The sequence below is a fragment of the Candidatus Sulfuricurvum sp. RIFRC-1 genome (assembly GCF_000310245.1).
Taxonomy (GTDB): domain Bacteria; phylum Campylobacterota; class Campylobacteria; order Campylobacterales; family Sulfurimonadaceae; genus Sulfuricurvum.
Window position 1 is genome coordinate 2,030,874 of record NC_020505.1, and the last position, 12,757, is coordinate 2,043,630.

The window sequence follows — 12,757 nt, forward strand, 5'->3', positions numbered from 1 at the left end:
TCCATGAATAAAATCAATGTCCTCTGCCCCCACTGCGGGGGCGTGAATGCCATTCCATTAAAAGACTCCTACGTAAAAGCCGCGTGCGGACACTGCAAAGACTCCCTTCTCGATACTAAGCCCATTTCGGTAGACGCATCCTCATTTGATCGATTAATGCTTAATGATGAACGGCTTATTATCGCCGATTTTTGGGCACCGTGGTGCGGACCATGCCGAAGTATGGCACCCTCGTTCGAAGAAGCGGCACGTCACTTCCCTCTCAAAGCGCTATTTATCAAGATTAATACCGAAGAACAACAGCACCTCGGGGGACGTTTCGGTATCCGCTCTATCCCCACCGTCATCGCCTTTAAAAATAACCGTATCGTTGATCAGTTCAGCGGTGCTTTACCCACCCCACAAATTATCGCTTGGGTTAAAAAACATCTGTAGTTATTAATCTTTTTTTGATACCCTACCGTTTAATTTAACACAATAGGACAAATTACATGTACAACTGGATGCTTTGGTTTCATATTATCTCAATGGTCTCATGGTTTGCAGTACTTTTTTATCTCCCCCGTCTTTTTGTCTATCATGTCGAAAATGGAACCAATCAGGGATTTATCGATGTTATTGAAGTAATGGAGATGAAGATTTACAAATACATCGGTGTTCCGGCATTTTGGGCAACATTGCTCTCAGGAATAGCATTAATAGTTATGTCTACACAACACTACAACGGAGTAAATGTATTTCAGATGGGGGGATGGATGCACGCGAAACTGACTCTCGTAGCCATTTTAACCGCTTATTTTTTCACACTCGGACATTACCGTCTCAAACTCAAAGAGAACACAGCGTATAAAAGCGGGAAGTTTTTTCGTATGTATAATGAAGTACCCACCCTTTTATTGATGGGGATTGTTGCTCTCGTTATTGTAAAACCGTTTTAATCGTAGTCGTCTTCCGTTCGTGGTGAGCCTGTCGAACCATGAACATCCCCTTATAAATATTCACCCTTCGACAAGCTCAGGGCGAACGGAATAATAAAGGATTTTCATGCCTTTTCACGTCTACATCCTCCACTGCTCCGATAACAGTTACTACACGGGTCACACCGATAATCTTGAAAAACGCCTCGCTGAACATATGAGCGGAGCGATACCGAGCTGTTACACCTTCAAACGCCACCCTCTCACTTTAGTTTTCTCACAAGAATTTACGACGAGAGAAGAAGCCTTGGCTTCGGAACAACAGATAAAAGGATGGAGCCGTAAAAAGAAAGAGGCAATGATACGAGGAGATTGGAACGAGGTGTCGAGGTTGGCTAAGTCGGTTTAGGGATGATTTTCTCTCCCGTTCGTGGTTTATCTCCGTTCGCCCTGAGCTTGTCGAAGGGTAAACGGAGAGTTCATGGTTCGACAGGCTCACCACGAACGGAAAATTAAGTTTTCTCGTCTCGTCATTCTCGACTTCACGTGCCCTTTAAGGTAGATCGGGAATCCATCTCGTTTTTCTCATAAACATATAAAACAAGAAAAATTACTGCGGCAAACAAATGGGCTACTAATCCAAAAAGTGACCATAAAATATTTTTTTGATTCAACTGCTTAGATATAATAAAAAGCCAAATGGCAACCACAATATGATGCAAATGGCTGATTACAATATTTATCACTATCGAAGACCATAGCATAATTGAGGATAAATCATGAGATGCTCTGATGTATCCCGTCAGTATATACTCTATAAGCAAAGCAACTATAATTGAAGGAACATACCAATACATTAATCTTTCAATTTCTTTTCGCATATTCATATTTTTACTCATTATTATGATTTTTTGTTTGAATAAATTGTAGCATAATAAATATGAAAATTTTTGTTTATTAAGAAGCTGGATTCCCGATCAAGTCGGGAATGACGGAAAAAGCATCCGTTCGCCCTGAGCCTGTCGAAGGGGAAACGGAGAGTTCATGGTTCGACAAGCTCACCACGAACGGGAGAATTATCGAACCAAGTAAGAGAAAATCACCACATCGACCGAGTTTTATGCGGTTTCGGTCTTCGATTCGTATTTTTCGCTTTCGCTTTAAAGAGTACCGGAGTCCCCTCAAAATCAAACTGCTCTCGTAACTGATTCGTCAAATATCGACGGTAGCTGAAATGGAGCCCCTGCGGTTTGTTCATAATGAGCGCGATACGCGGTGGACGGATATCGTACTGTGTTGCAAAATAGAGACGGATATTCATACCGTTGATACTTGGCAAGATATGTTTGCGCATCGCAGCTTGGATTACTTCGTTGAGTTTACCGGTAGAGATACGCTGTGAATAGTTCTCATTGATTTTGAGCAACATATCAAAAATTCTGTGAACACGCTGTTTGCTCTGCGCTGAAATCGTAATGATCGGTGCATAGCTCAAAAATTTAAAACGGTCTCGTACTTCTGTCATAATTTTGTCGTAATCTTCTTTCGGTGCCAGATCCCATTTGTTGAGAACGATCAAACACGCGAGACGGTTTTTATCGACAAACCCCGCGATTTTCTCATCCAAATCCATAAACGGTTGGGATGCATCGAGTACGAGAAGGGCGATATCAGCCGTCTCCAACATCTCTTCGGTACGCATAAGTGCGTATTTTTCAATCCCGAGAATTTTCCCCCGTTTGCGAATCCCTGCGGTATCGATAAAGGTGATCTTTTTATCTTGATACTCTACCATCTCATCAATCGGGTCGATGGTTGTCCCTGCAACGGAACTGACCACTGAGCGATCTTCTCCGAGAAGTGCATTAAGGAGTGAGCTTTTACCGACATTAACACGACCGATGATCGCCACTTTCATCTGGTTTACATCACCCGCTTCATACTCTTTGACGATTCCGCGATAAGCCTCTTCGAGCGCTTCAATCGATGTCTCCTCTTCTTCACCATCCTCTTCGGGGATAAAGAATCCATCGTCCTCATCCTCTTCGAATTCTTCATCATCCGAAGAGGCTCTCAAAGCCGCATCAAATCCGTCCATCTCATCTTCTTCTGCTGTTTCATCTTCAGGTTTGACAATAGAAGATTCAGGCAGTTCGGAAGCAATCCAGTTTAGAAGCGGAAGAACCGAACGGTTATGGGAAACGGAAATACCAAAAATACGCTCTGTTCCGAACTCATAGTATTCCCACAGTTTCTCTTGCATCTTGTCATTATCGATTTTATTAACGACCAAAGCAATCGCTTTCCCCATCGATTCAAGCTCGTAAAAGAGTTTTTTATCATCTTCTTCAGGGAGGCTTTTACCGTCCACCATAAAGAGGATAATATCGGCTTCATGCGCTGCTTTGAGGGATTTTTCTTTAATCCGGTCGAAGAGTTCACACCCCTCATCCAATCCGCCCGTATCGAGAATCTCCACCTCTTTATCCACCACTACGGCAACACGTTTTTTGACATCACGTGTCGTACCTGCTTGTTCAGAGGTGATCGCATCACGCTGTTTTAACAAACGGTTAAAGAGGGAACTTTTGCCGACATTCGGACGACCGATAATCGCTAATTTTTTCATAGACTTCCTAGTATTTATGCCTTTGCGAGACGCTAATCTCGATTGGCTGCGCTTATGTTGCGTTTTAGTGCTGCGCTTTAATTGATATTTTATTATAGCGCAGATGCCCTTATGATATGATTTCAAAATGATATACTATGATTATAAACGATTTTGTACCGACGTCCAAATCTTGAGCCAACAATGCAAATCCTTCCAACCGGATGCCATTATCGCCATTGCGCGTGGGGGGATGACGCTCGCGCATGCCCTCTCCATGAATTTGGAGACTCGTAATCTTCAAAGCATTCGCGTAGAGAGCTACGATGGTGATGCTCAACGTGAAAACGTGACGATTCTAGGAACGTGTGACCTTAGTGGCTCTAAACGGGTTCTCGTAGTCGACGATATTGTCGACAGCGGACAAACTCTCGCAGCTCTTATGCCTATTTTGCATTCCGAATATCCAACGTGTGAATTTAAAACGGCTACCCTTTTTACCAAATCTTCAGCACTGCTCCAACCCGACTTTTCCTTACATGAAGCTACGGATTGGATCGATTTCTTTTGGGAAAGAGATTATCTACAAAGCAATTAAAAAACTTAAAACACTATTCGCTATAATCCGCTTAACCACAAAGATTTAACATTTCCTCCAAGGATTTTTATGCCTAAAGAATATATTTTCACCTCTGAATCCGTCACCGAAGGGCATCCCGATAAAATGGCCGATCAGATCAGTGATGCAATTCTTGATTACATCATTGAACATGATCCAAAAGCGCGTGTAGCGTGCGAAACCCTCGTATCTAACGGATTTTGTGTCATCGCCGGTGAGCTTAAAACAACGGCTTATGCTCCAATGCAAGAAATCGCCCGTCAAGTCGTCCGTGAAATCGGCTACACCGACGCGACCTACGGATTTGATTACCGCTCGTGCGCCGTCTTGAACGGTATCGGCGAACAATCACCCGACATCAACCAAGGGGTTGATCAAGAAGGGGGTGAAATCGGCGCAGGAGATCAAGGGCTTATGTTTGGTTACGCATGCCGCGAAACCGACGTTTTAATGCCATTGCCGATTTATCTCTCTCACCGTTTAGCGGAACGTTTAGCCCAAGTACGTAAAGAGGGGATTATCCCCTACCTTCGCCCTGATGGCAAAACACAAGTAAGCATTCGTTACGTTGATGACAAACCGGTGTCGGTTGAAACGGTTGTTGTCTCTACCCAACACGCTCCTGAAATTTCTCAGGAAAAGCTTCACGCCGATGTTATTGAAGAGGTTATAAAGGCTGTTATTCCAGCCGATTTGATGTCTCCGAATATCGTCTATCATATCAACCCGACCGGTAAATTTGTCATCGGCGGTCCACAAGGCGATGCAGGGCTGACGGGACGGAAAATTATCGTCGATACGTATGGTGGAGCTTGTCCTCATGGCGGCGGCGCATTCAGTGGAAAAGACCCGACCAAGGTTGACCGCTCAGCTGCCTATGCTGCACGTTATGTTGCTAAAAATCTTGTTGCATCGGGTGCATGCGAAAAAGCGACAATCCAAGTATCTTACGCCATCGGTGTTGTTAAACCTATTTCCATTATGGTCAATTCTCATGGAACCTCTGTTGTACCCGAAGAAAAACTCGAAGCGTGCGTCAAAGAGCTCTTTAACCTAACCCCAAAAGGGATTATAGAATCGCTTGATTTACTCCGCCCGATTTATCGTAAAACAGCAGCTTATGGTCATTTTGGACGTGAACTTCCTGAATTTACATGGGAAAAAACAGACAAAGTTGACGCAATTAAAGCCTACCTAGGGCTCTAAATTACACTTCCGTAACACTCTTCAAATAATCTTCATTCACCCACCTTATTTTTTAGGTGGGTTTAAAATTCTTCTGTTATAGTTAGCCCATATTTATATTAACCAAGGAGAATCCTATGGCAGTAGTCATTAATGATACCTGTATTAACTGTGGCGCTTGCATCGACGAGTGTCCGGTAGAAGCGATCGTAGACGAGGACGATAACCCAACAGGTGAAGAAGTTTATTACGTTTACGCTGACAAATGTGTCGAGTGCGTCGGTCACCACGATGAGCCTGCATGTGCAACTGCCTGTCCGACTGAGGGTTGTATCACATGGGATGAAATCGGTGCAAGCCCATCTCACCGTGATGATGTTACCGCTGAAATGCGTTCTTCAAGAGCAAACGTCGTTAACTAAGATGTTTAATAACCAAAGGGATTATTTCCCTTTGGTTACGCAATTTTCCTTCTCTTTTCTTTCTTTCTTCATCTTTAATCTTACTTAAATTATTGTTTGGCTATAATCCCGTTCTATTTTTTACACACAAAACAGGAGCATTGATGGAACAAACATTGTCAATCATCAAGCCAGACGCCGTAGCAAAAGGTGTCATCGGTAAAATTTTGGATCGTTTCGAAAGTAACGGCCTTAAAATCGCGGCTATGAAAAAAGTTCAACTCTCACGTCAAGACGCAGAAGCGTTTTACGCAGTACATGCTGCACGCCCTTTCTTCAACGACCTCGTTGATTTCATGGTAAGCGGCCCGGTTGTTATCACTGTTCTTGAAGGCGAAAACGCTGTTCTTACAAACCGTGATTTAATGGGTGCTACAAATCCTAAAGAAGCTGCAGCTGGAACTATCCGTGCTGATTTCGCTGAAAATATCGATGCTAATGCAGTCCACGGAAGTGACTCTGCTGAAAATGCGGCAATTGAAATCGCATTTTTCTTTTCAGGACGCGAAATTTCGTAATTGTCATGAAAATAACATTTAGAAAATTGGGATCACAACCGCTTCATTTTGAGGCAAATAGTGACAATGCATTTTTTTCGGGTGATTTAATCCTGAAAAAAAGCAATCTTGCCCAATTAAACGGTACAATTACAGGGAGTATTTCGATTCCTTGCGATATTTGTGCCGAAGTGGTAGAAAAATCTTTACATGAAGATATCTCTTTTTACCTAAGCGATGGGATATATGAAGGCAACGACGAAGAGTTGGATGTCGTCGAAATCGACCGATCAATGATTGATATGGAAGAGCTTCTCAAATCGGAAATCGAACTGATCAAAAGCGACTATTTTTGTTGCAAAAACTGCGAAGGAACCTCGTTAGATCGAGAGTTCTAAAATCTAAATAGAAAGGGATAAATACTATGGCAGTACCTAAAAGAAGAGTGAGTCATTCTCGCGCCGCAAAACGCAGAACTCACTATAAAATTTCTCTTGCACGTCCGGTTAAAGATAAAGACGGCACGTACAAATTGTCTCACTATGTCAATCCGACCACCGGTGAGTATAAATAATCGATGATTAGAATTGCAATTGATGCAATGGGCGGGGACTTCGGTCCCGAACCGATTGTTAAAGGGACACTTGAAGCTCTCAAAGAAGTGAAGTTTCAACCAATTCTAGTTGGTAAAAAAGATGAGATCTTATCTTTATTACCCAAGGGCTATAAAGATAAGATTTTAATTGTCGAAGCGGATGACGTCATCGATATGGGTGATGCGGCTACCGATGCGCTTAAGCGCCAAGAGAGCTCAATCTACAAAGCGGTTGAGTTGGTCCGTAACGGTGAAGCTGACGGAGTTGTCAGTGCCGGACACAGCGGTGCGACCATGACATTGGCAACACTCCGACTCGGGCGTTTAAAAAATGTTTTGCGTCCTGCATTGGTAACTTCAATGCCGACCAAAAGCGGCAAACGCAGTATTTTGATGGATGCCGGTGCCAATGTTGACTGCAAAGCAGAACACCTTTTCCAATTTGGGATTATGGGATACTACTACGCTCAAGATATGTTTAAACTGGACAATCCGCGCGTCGGTTTGCTCGCCAACGGTGAAGAAGATTCTAAAGGAAACGAAGTTACCAAAGAGACTTTTAAGTTGCTCGAGGGACAAAAAGGATTTATCGGTAATGTCGAAGGTAACAATATCTTTGATGGCAGCTGTGACGTCATTGTATGTGACGGGTTCATCGGTAATCTTGTTCTCAAGGCTTCTGAGGGGGTAGCATCAACAATCAGCTACTTTATCAAAGAGTACATCCGCAAATCACCGGTAGCAATTACCGGCGCACTCTTAATGCGTAAGGTCTTTAAGTTACTTAAAAAGCAGATCGATTATGCTGAAATCGGCGGAGCACCGTTAGTCGGTATCAAAGGGTGTGCTATTGTCAGTCACGGTAAAAGCAACCCTAAAGCGATTAAAAATGCAATTTTTCAAGCCATTCGCTATGTTAATACCGGTGTAAATGAGCATATTGAGAATCGTCTCGAAGAGCTTAAAAAATAAACTTCGATCCCTTATAAAGGCTAATTATGTACGCTGCGTTTCGTTCTATCGGAGCTTATGTTCCCTCTAAAATCCTTACCAATGCTGAGCTTGAAGTAATGGTCGATACCACGGATGAGTGGATTACAAAACGTACCGGTATTAAAGAACGTCATATTGCTGCAGAAAACGAAACCACCAGCGATATGGGGGTGAAAGCAGCCGAAAAAGCGATTGAGCGTTCTGGACTCGATAAAAGCCAAATCGATATGCTCATCTGTGCAACAATCTCCCCTGATTATTTCTGTATGCCTTCAACGGCTACGATTATCGCTACCAAACTCGGATTGGAAAAAGTCACCGCTTTTGACGTATCCGCCGCATGCACCGGATTCGTCTATGCGCTAAGTATCGCAAAAGCCTTTATCGAATCGGGAATGAAAAAGAATGTCCTTATCGTTGGTGCAGAGAGACTGAGTAGTATTACTGATTACAGTGATCGCGGTACTTGCATCCTCTTTGGTGATGGTGCCGGATCAGCGGTTATCAGCGCTACCGAAAATAAATCCGAAGCCATCATCGATATCCATACGGGGTCTGATGGTTCATTTGCTGATTTGCTCATGACACCCAACGGCGGAAGCGGCTCAGTGCATGATGAGCTGGATCGTGAAGCGGCAGGGTGTTTTATGCGTATGAAAGGGAATGAAACCTTTAAAGTGGCGGTTCGTACCCTCACCAGCGATGTAATCGATATTTTAGAGCAAAATAATATTGCTTCTACAGAAATCAAGCATTTCGTACCGCATCAAGCCAATTACCGCATTATTAAAGCAGTCGGTGACGCCCTTGATCTCAAAGAGGAGCAAGTCGTTTTAACGGTAGAAAAATACGGTAATACCTCCGGTGCCTCTATCCCTATGGCTATCAATGATATCTATGAGTCAGGACGCTTGCAAGAGGGAGATTTGATGCTTCTCGATGCGTTTGGCGGCGGTTTAACATGGGGAAGTGCCTTAGTTCCGTTTGCCGGAAAAGGTATTTAGCTCGTCATGCCGTACTTGATACGGCATCTATCCCTTGTATGAAAATACTAGATTCCAAATCAAGTTTGGAATGACAAACGAGGTCATTTATGCTTTATTCCAATACTCTCATCACTATAGAACTCCACGAATCCGAAATCCCTTGGTTAAAAATCTTTACTCATGCTCCCCATAAAGAGTTCTCTGAATGCTCAAGCGAAGAGAAAAAAATGATTTGGGAATCTCTCGACATCATTGAAAAAGTGATGCTGGAGTATTTCAAACCTACTAAAATCAATATTGCTTCATTTGGAAATATGTTACCAAGAGTCCATTGGCATATTATGGCACGCTTTGAAAACGACAGCTATTTTCCGGAGCCGATGTGGGGGATGAAACAAAGAGAAGGATTTGTCTTAGAGGCCCCGATGGAGCCGTTTATAGAAAAGATCAAAAGAGAATTAGCTTTCTCTCCCGTATCCGAATGATACGGGTAGCTTTAGGGGGTTGTAGGGACATTTGTCCCTGCCACTTTGCAGGCTTTGCCGGCAAAGTGCATAATATCAGTTATTAATAACGAGGTTTTGGTTTTTGTCCGCTGAAACTGCGTGAACGTTCACCACGGTCATTTCCACCGCGTTCACCGCCACCGCTACGCTCACCGCTTCCACTGCGTTCGCCACCACCGGCATTGCGATCGTTGTTACCACGATATCCGCCTCCGCCGCTTCGGTTTCCGCCATTACGGTTGCGGTTAAACCCGCCGCTGCGTTGTCCGCCACGATCACCACGATTTGATAGGTTGCTTAGAATTTTTTCCAAACGTTCCGCTGCGATACCGATGTTATTCGGTCCTGCAACGGTATTGCGTTCCATCAATACAGAGATCAATTTATAGGCAATTTGTTCTTGATCGTAATCTTGTTTCAACAAATCAAGCACTTTATGCGCTTCATCATAGACATGTTGTTTTTCAATTTCACGAACCAAACGGGTAACTTGCGCCTCTTTAACATCCAATTTACTTGGAATATACGCGTGTTCCATTGTGGTACCGACTTTAGCACGGATACGTTGAAGTTCTTTAAACTCCATTGGAGTAACAAGGGTAATTGCAACCCCTTTTTTACCCGCACGTCCTGTACGTCCGATACGGTGAACATAACTCTCAGGATCGAATGGGATATGGTAGTTGAAAACGTGAGTAACGTCATCAATGTGCAATCCGCGCGCCGCAACGTCTGTCGCGATCAATACATCAACTGCATCGGTTTTAAGCCCTTTGATAACACTTTCACGTTGACGTTGCTCCATGTCACCATGTAGTCCTTTTGCCATATAGCCTGCAGCTGAAAGGACATTAGAGAGACGATCAACCTCTTTTTTGGTTCGGCAGAATACAACGGTTTTTTTCGCATCTTCTGAGTCCATAAGACGGATAATCGCATCATCACGTTCTGATTCTTCAATAACATAATATTGTTGCGTAATATCCGTGTTCGTTGTCTCAGATTTGGTGATTGATGCAAAAAATGGATTTACCAAAATACGCTCAGCCAATTGTTTGATCGGAGCAGGCATAGTTGCTGAGAAGAGCAATGTTTGACGCTCAGTCGGCAAATAGGTGAAAATCTCATTAATATCATCCAAAAAGCCCATATCGAGCATTTCGTCTGCTTCATCCAAAATAACGGTTGAAGGGGTAAAGCCTTTGAGCATATTACGGCTCAACATATCAAGTAATCGTCCCGGAGTAGCGATGATAACTTGTGCGCCGCGCTCGATGAGATCCATTTGACGGTTATACGAACTTCCGCCGTAAATTGTTACGGTACGAACACCGAGGTGTTTACCGTATTTGAAAATTTCATCACCGACTTGGTTCGCAAGTTCACGTGTCGGAGTGATGATAAGGGCTTCAATTCCCCCTTTTAAATGCATTTTATTCAATGCAGGAAGACCGAATGCCGCTGTTTTACCTGTACCGGTATGAGCTTGTCCTACGACGTCACGCCCTTCCATAATAACAGGAATAACCATTTGTTGGATCGGACTTGGAGTTTTGAAACCGGCATAATTGATACTTTGCATGATCTCTTTTCTAAGACCGAAAGATTCAAATGTTACCAAGTTTTCGTCTGTGATTGCTTCTTCTATTACGTTCATAATGACCCTTTATATATACGCCATCGGAAAACCTATTTCCGACCAGTTACGCTTGCCCACTCATGGGGGAGAGAAATTTTAATGAGGATAAGTTGGATTCTCATCCGCGAGGGCACCTTAGAAAAAGATTCGTCAATCTCTTTAGAAGGTACCCAAAATTCAAATGGAATGATAGCTGAATATTTTATAAAATACGCTGATAGTAACACTTTAACAAAAGATAAAGATAACCTTTAGTTTCAAAACGTTTCTATTTTGTCTGATTTTTTTAATCTTTTAAAACTATACTTCCGAAAATGTATACTTAAAAATCAGGAGTCATCATGTTCAATGTAAAAATGGAAAAAGAGTGCGGCTGTTTCAAACGAAGCGGTATGGAGAGTGTTAAAACGTTCGAAAACAAAGACGATGCGATGGTTGAAGCAAAAGAATGGGCAGAAGAGATGAATGAAACTTTTTGTCAAAAACACAATTTTTCAATTGTCGAAGAAGGAAATGACCTCATCATCAAAGTAGAGATGAATTAAGGGGCAAAGCCCCTTAGAGTTTCACATTTAATTTTTTAATCACCATCTTCTTCGACCAAATCGGATCTTTCAGATCCAATATTTCACGTACTTCATCATTCACCAAGCGATATGAAACCACAACAACCACTTGATCCGCACCCACTGCCATAGGTACCGTAAATGTTTTAGAACCAAGGGCTGGAATTGAGATATTTTGAACCGTTTTATCCGCCAAATGAGGGATTGTCGGCTTACCTCGTTTGGTTAGATAATGCGAAGTCAACGACAAACTTTCTGATTTAAGCGCTTTAGTGCCGCTGTAATATTGAGCATCAATCACGATTTCACGTGAGCCAAATCCGCTTGGCAACGCATGCGGTTGAGGATTGGTCAATGTAACCGCTAAATTTGCCCCTGATTTACGAGCATCTACTTTTAACGCACCCTGCCACATTTGCTCAGTATGGGCACCTTCGAAACCATGCTCACGAATCAGACGTTTTTTTACTTTTCCGTTTACATCTCGCAATGTTGCTGCAACACCATCTTTTCGAGGCCCCATATGACAATCAACACACGCTCGCCCACCATTGACAAACTCTGCTTGCATATTGCTAAACCGGTGCCCCTCTTCCGACGAGTCGTTGGCATGACAAACAAAACAGAGCTGATTAGGATTATTATCCATAAAATCTCTTGGCTCAACTTTATGATAAGGGGATTTAGCATCATCATAAGGGCCGCTCATTGTACCGCTTTTCATCCATGTTACCCGATGTATTCCCCGCTTTGAATCCGGAAGATTATCGTGAATTTGGTCAATGTTATGGCAGACCACACAGTTAATCCCCTCGGAAATCGTATCGCTTTTCAGTGCTTTAGCTGCAGCCGTATCTTTATCGAGATTCAAAGCGGCAATCGCTTCGTATTCAGCAGACGTTGAAGTAACCGAAATGCGAGGATTGTGACAAACAGCACACTCAATTTTAATGCTGTTCAGCGACTTTCGGTTATTCTTTCGAGCAACATAATCAATCGTTTTTCGGAAGTATTCATCGTTATCGTAATGGGATTTTGAGTGCCAAGAGTCTTCCCACTGCTTTACAATATGGCTATGACAGGCTTTACATTTACCCGAATCTTTAAACTTATCACCAACTTTTACCACTTCCGCAGCACAGAGACTCAAACTTAACACAGCCAATAGCCATAATGAACGCATAC

At 42.9% G+C, this 12,757-nt stretch carries 17 protein-coding genes; 13 read left to right on the forward strand and 4 right to left on the reverse strand.

Features of this window, described 5'->3' with window-relative positions; translation table 11 throughout:
- Nucleotides 1-3: 3 nt before the first annotated feature.
- The 3 genes from trxC to B649_RS10275 all read left to right on the forward strand — a co-directional run bounded on the left by trxC (nucleotide 4) and on the right by B649_RS10275 (nucleotide 1,326).
- A complete protein-coding gene (trxC, locus tag B649_RS10265; RefSeq protein WP_015654459.1) occupies nucleotides 4-435 on the forward strand; it encodes a thioredoxin TrxC in 432 nt (143 codons plus the stop codon).
- A 56-nt stretch (nucleotides 436-491) separates the two neighbouring features.
- Nucleotides 492-938, forward strand: coding sequence for a CopD family protein (locus B649_RS10270; RefSeq protein ID WP_015654460.1), 447 nt, complete (start codon nucleotides 492-494; stop codon nucleotides 936-938).
- Nucleotides 939-1,044: 106 nt separating this feature from the next.
- Nucleotides 1,045-1,326 (forward strand): GIY-YIG nuclease family protein, encoded by a 282-nt coding sequence (locus tag B649_RS10275; protein WP_015654461.1) that lies wholly within the window; start codon nucleotides 1,045-1,047, stop codon nucleotides 1,324-1,326.
- 133 nt (nucleotides 1,327-1,459) lie between these two features.
- On the opposite strand, the gene B649_RS10280 is transcribed toward B649_RS10275, so the two are convergent.
- Both B649_RS10280 and der read right to left on the reverse strand, forming a co-directional pair.
- Nucleotides 1,460-1,798 carry a hypothetical protein gene (locus B649_RS10280; RefSeq protein ID WP_291750900.1) on the reverse strand — a complete coding sequence of 113 codons (339 nt, stop codon included), beginning with the start codon at nucleotides 1,796-1,798 and terminating at the stop codon, nucleotides 1,460-1,462.
- Nucleotides 1,799-2,016: 218 nt separating this feature from the next.
- Nucleotides 2,017-3,546, reverse strand: coding sequence for a ribosome biogenesis GTPase Der (der, locus tag B649_RS10285; protein WP_015654463.1), 1,530 nt, complete (start codon nucleotides 3,544-3,546; stop codon nucleotides 2,017-2,019).
- Nucleotides 3,547-3,673: 127 nt separating this feature from the next.
- On the opposite strand from der, the gene B649_RS10290 reads away from it, so the two are divergent.
- From B649_RS10290 to B649_RS10330, 9 genes are all read left to right on the forward strand, one after another.
- Nucleotides 3,674-4,123, forward strand: coding sequence for a phosphoribosyltransferase family protein (locus B649_RS10290; protein WP_015654464.1), 450 nt, complete (start codon nucleotides 3,674-3,676; stop codon nucleotides 4,121-4,123).
- 69 nt (nucleotides 4,124-4,192) lie between these two features.
- Nucleotides 4,193-5,350 carry a methionine adenosyltransferase gene (metK, locus tag B649_RS10295; protein WP_015654465.1) on the forward strand — a complete coding sequence of 386 codons (1,158 nt, stop codon included), beginning with the start codon at nucleotides 4,193-4,195 and terminating at the stop codon, nucleotides 5,348-5,350.
- A 116-nt stretch (nucleotides 5,351-5,466) separates the two neighbouring features.
- On the forward strand, nucleotides 5,467-5,751 hold the full coding sequence (locus B649_RS10300) for a 4Fe-4S dicluster domain-containing protein (RefSeq protein ID WP_015654466.1): 285 nt from the start codon (nucleotides 5,467-5,469) through the stop codon (nucleotides 5,749-5,751).
- 143 nt (nucleotides 5,752-5,894) lie between these two features.
- Nucleotides 5,895-6,308, forward strand: coding sequence for a nucleoside-diphosphate kinase (ndk, locus tag B649_RS10305; RefSeq protein ID WP_015654467.1), 414 nt, complete (start codon nucleotides 5,895-5,897; stop codon nucleotides 6,306-6,308).
- A 5-nt stretch (nucleotides 6,309-6,313) separates the two neighbouring features.
- Entirely contained in the window at nucleotides 6,314-6,685 is a 372-nt protein-coding gene (locus tag B649_RS10310) for a YceD family protein (protein ID WP_015654468.1), read from the forward strand.
- Between the two features lie 26 nt (nucleotides 6,686-6,711).
- Nucleotides 6,712-6,861, forward strand: a complete 150-nt coding sequence (rpmF, locus tag B649_RS10315; RefSeq protein WP_013461018.1) for a 50S ribosomal protein L32 — start codon at nucleotides 6,712-6,714, stop codon at nucleotides 6,859-6,861.
- Nucleotides 6,862-6,864: 3 nt separating this feature from the next.
- A complete protein-coding gene (gene plsX, locus B649_RS10320) occupies nucleotides 6,865-7,854 on the forward strand; it encodes a phosphate acyltransferase PlsX (RefSeq protein WP_015654469.1) in 990 nt (329 codons plus the stop codon).
- Between the two features lie 26 nt (nucleotides 7,855-7,880).
- Nucleotides 7,881-8,879 (forward strand): beta-ketoacyl-ACP synthase III, encoded by a 999-nt coding sequence (locus tag B649_RS10325; RefSeq protein ID WP_015654470.1) that lies wholly within the window; start codon nucleotides 7,881-7,883, stop codon nucleotides 8,877-8,879.
- A gap of 89 nt (nucleotides 8,880-8,968) precedes the next feature.
- Nucleotides 8,969-9,346, forward strand: a complete 378-nt coding sequence (locus B649_RS10330; RefSeq protein ID WP_015654471.1) for a hypothetical protein — start codon at nucleotides 8,969-8,971, stop codon at nucleotides 9,344-9,346.
- Nucleotides 9,347-9,428: 82 nt separating this feature from the next.
- Here B649_RS10330 and B649_RS10335 read toward each other — a convergent pair whose 3' ends face one another.
- Nucleotides 9,429-11,024, reverse strand: coding sequence for a DEAD/DEAH box helicase (locus B649_RS10335; protein ID WP_015654472.1), 1,596 nt, complete (start codon nucleotides 11,022-11,024; stop codon nucleotides 9,429-9,431).
- 323 nt (nucleotides 11,025-11,347) lie between these two features.
- On the opposite strand from B649_RS10335, the gene B649_RS10340 reads away from it, so the two are divergent.
- On the forward strand, nucleotides 11,348-11,551 hold the full coding sequence (locus tag B649_RS10340) for a hypothetical protein (protein WP_015654473.1): 204 nt from the start codon (nucleotides 11,348-11,350) through the stop codon (nucleotides 11,549-11,551).
- A 13-nt stretch (nucleotides 11,552-11,564) separates the two neighbouring features.
- On the opposite strand, the gene B649_RS10345 is transcribed toward B649_RS10340, so the two are convergent.
- Entirely contained in the window at nucleotides 11,565-12,755 is a 1,191-nt protein-coding gene (locus B649_RS10345; protein ID WP_015654474.1) for a multiheme c-type cytochrome, read from the reverse strand.
- Between the last annotated feature and the right edge of the window lie 2 nt (nucleotides 12,756-12,757).

Excerpts from the sequence above, each read along its gene's own strand:
- B649_RS10340 (WP_015654473.1), top strand. The coding sequence starts at position 11,348 with ATGTTCAATGTAAAAATGGAAAAAGAGTGCGGCTGTTTCAAACGAAGC.
- B649_RS10335 (WP_015654472.1), bottom strand. The coding sequence starts at position 11,024 with ATGAACGTAATAGAAGAAGCAATCACAGACGAAAACTTGGTAACATTT.
- plsX (WP_015654469.1), top strand. The coding sequence starts at position 6,865 with ATGATTAGAATTGCAATTGATGCAATGGGCGGGGACTTCGGTCCCGAA.
- B649_RS10270 (WP_015654460.1), top strand. The coding sequence starts at position 492 with ATGTACAACTGGATGCTTTGGTTTCATATTATCTCAATGGTCTCATGG.
- B649_RS10290 (WP_015654464.1), top strand. The coding sequence starts at position 3,674 with ATGATATACTATGATTATAAACGATTTTGTACCGACGTCCAAATCTTG.
- B649_RS10300 (WP_015654466.1), top strand. The coding sequence starts at position 5,467 with ATGGCAGTAGTCATTAATGATACCTGTATTAACTGTGGCGCTTGCATC.
- trxC (WP_015654459.1), top strand. The coding sequence starts at position 4 with ATGAATAAAATCAATGTCCTCTGCCCCCACTGCGGGGGCGTGAATGCC.
- B649_RS10330 (WP_015654471.1), top strand. The coding sequence starts at position 8,969 with ATGCTTTATTCCAATACTCTCATCACTATAGAACTCCACGAATCCGAA.
- metK (WP_015654465.1), top strand. The coding sequence starts at position 4,193 with ATGCCTAAAGAATATATTTTCACCTCTGAATCCGTCACCGAAGGGCAT.
- B649_RS10325 (WP_015654470.1), top strand. The coding sequence starts at position 7,881 with ATGTACGCTGCGTTTCGTTCTATCGGAGCTTATGTTCCCTCTAAAATC.
- ndk (WP_015654467.1), top strand. The coding sequence starts at position 5,895 with ATGGAACAAACATTGTCAATCATCAAGCCAGACGCCGTAGCAAAAGGT.
- rpmF (WP_013461018.1), top strand. The coding sequence starts at position 6,712 with ATGGCAGTACCTAAAAGAAGAGTGAGTCATTCTCGCGCCGCAAAACGC.
- B649_RS10280 (WP_291750900.1), bottom strand. The coding sequence starts at position 1,798 with ATGCGAAAAGAAATTGAAAGATTAATGTATTGGTATGTTCCTTCAATT.
- B649_RS10310 (WP_015654468.1), top strand. The coding sequence starts at position 6,314 with ATGAAAATAACATTTAGAAAATTGGGATCACAACCGCTTCATTTTGAG.
- B649_RS10345 (WP_015654474.1), bottom strand. The coding sequence starts at position 12,755 with ATGCGTTCATTATGGCTATTGGCTGTGTTAAGTTTGAGTCTCTGTGCT.
- der (WP_015654463.1), bottom strand. The coding sequence starts at position 3,546 with ATGAAAAAATTAGCGATTATCGGTCGTCCGAATGTCGGCAAAAGTTCC.
- B649_RS10275 (WP_015654461.1), top strand. The coding sequence starts at position 1,045 with ATGCCTTTTCACGTCTACATCCTCCACTGCTCCGATAACAGTTACTAC.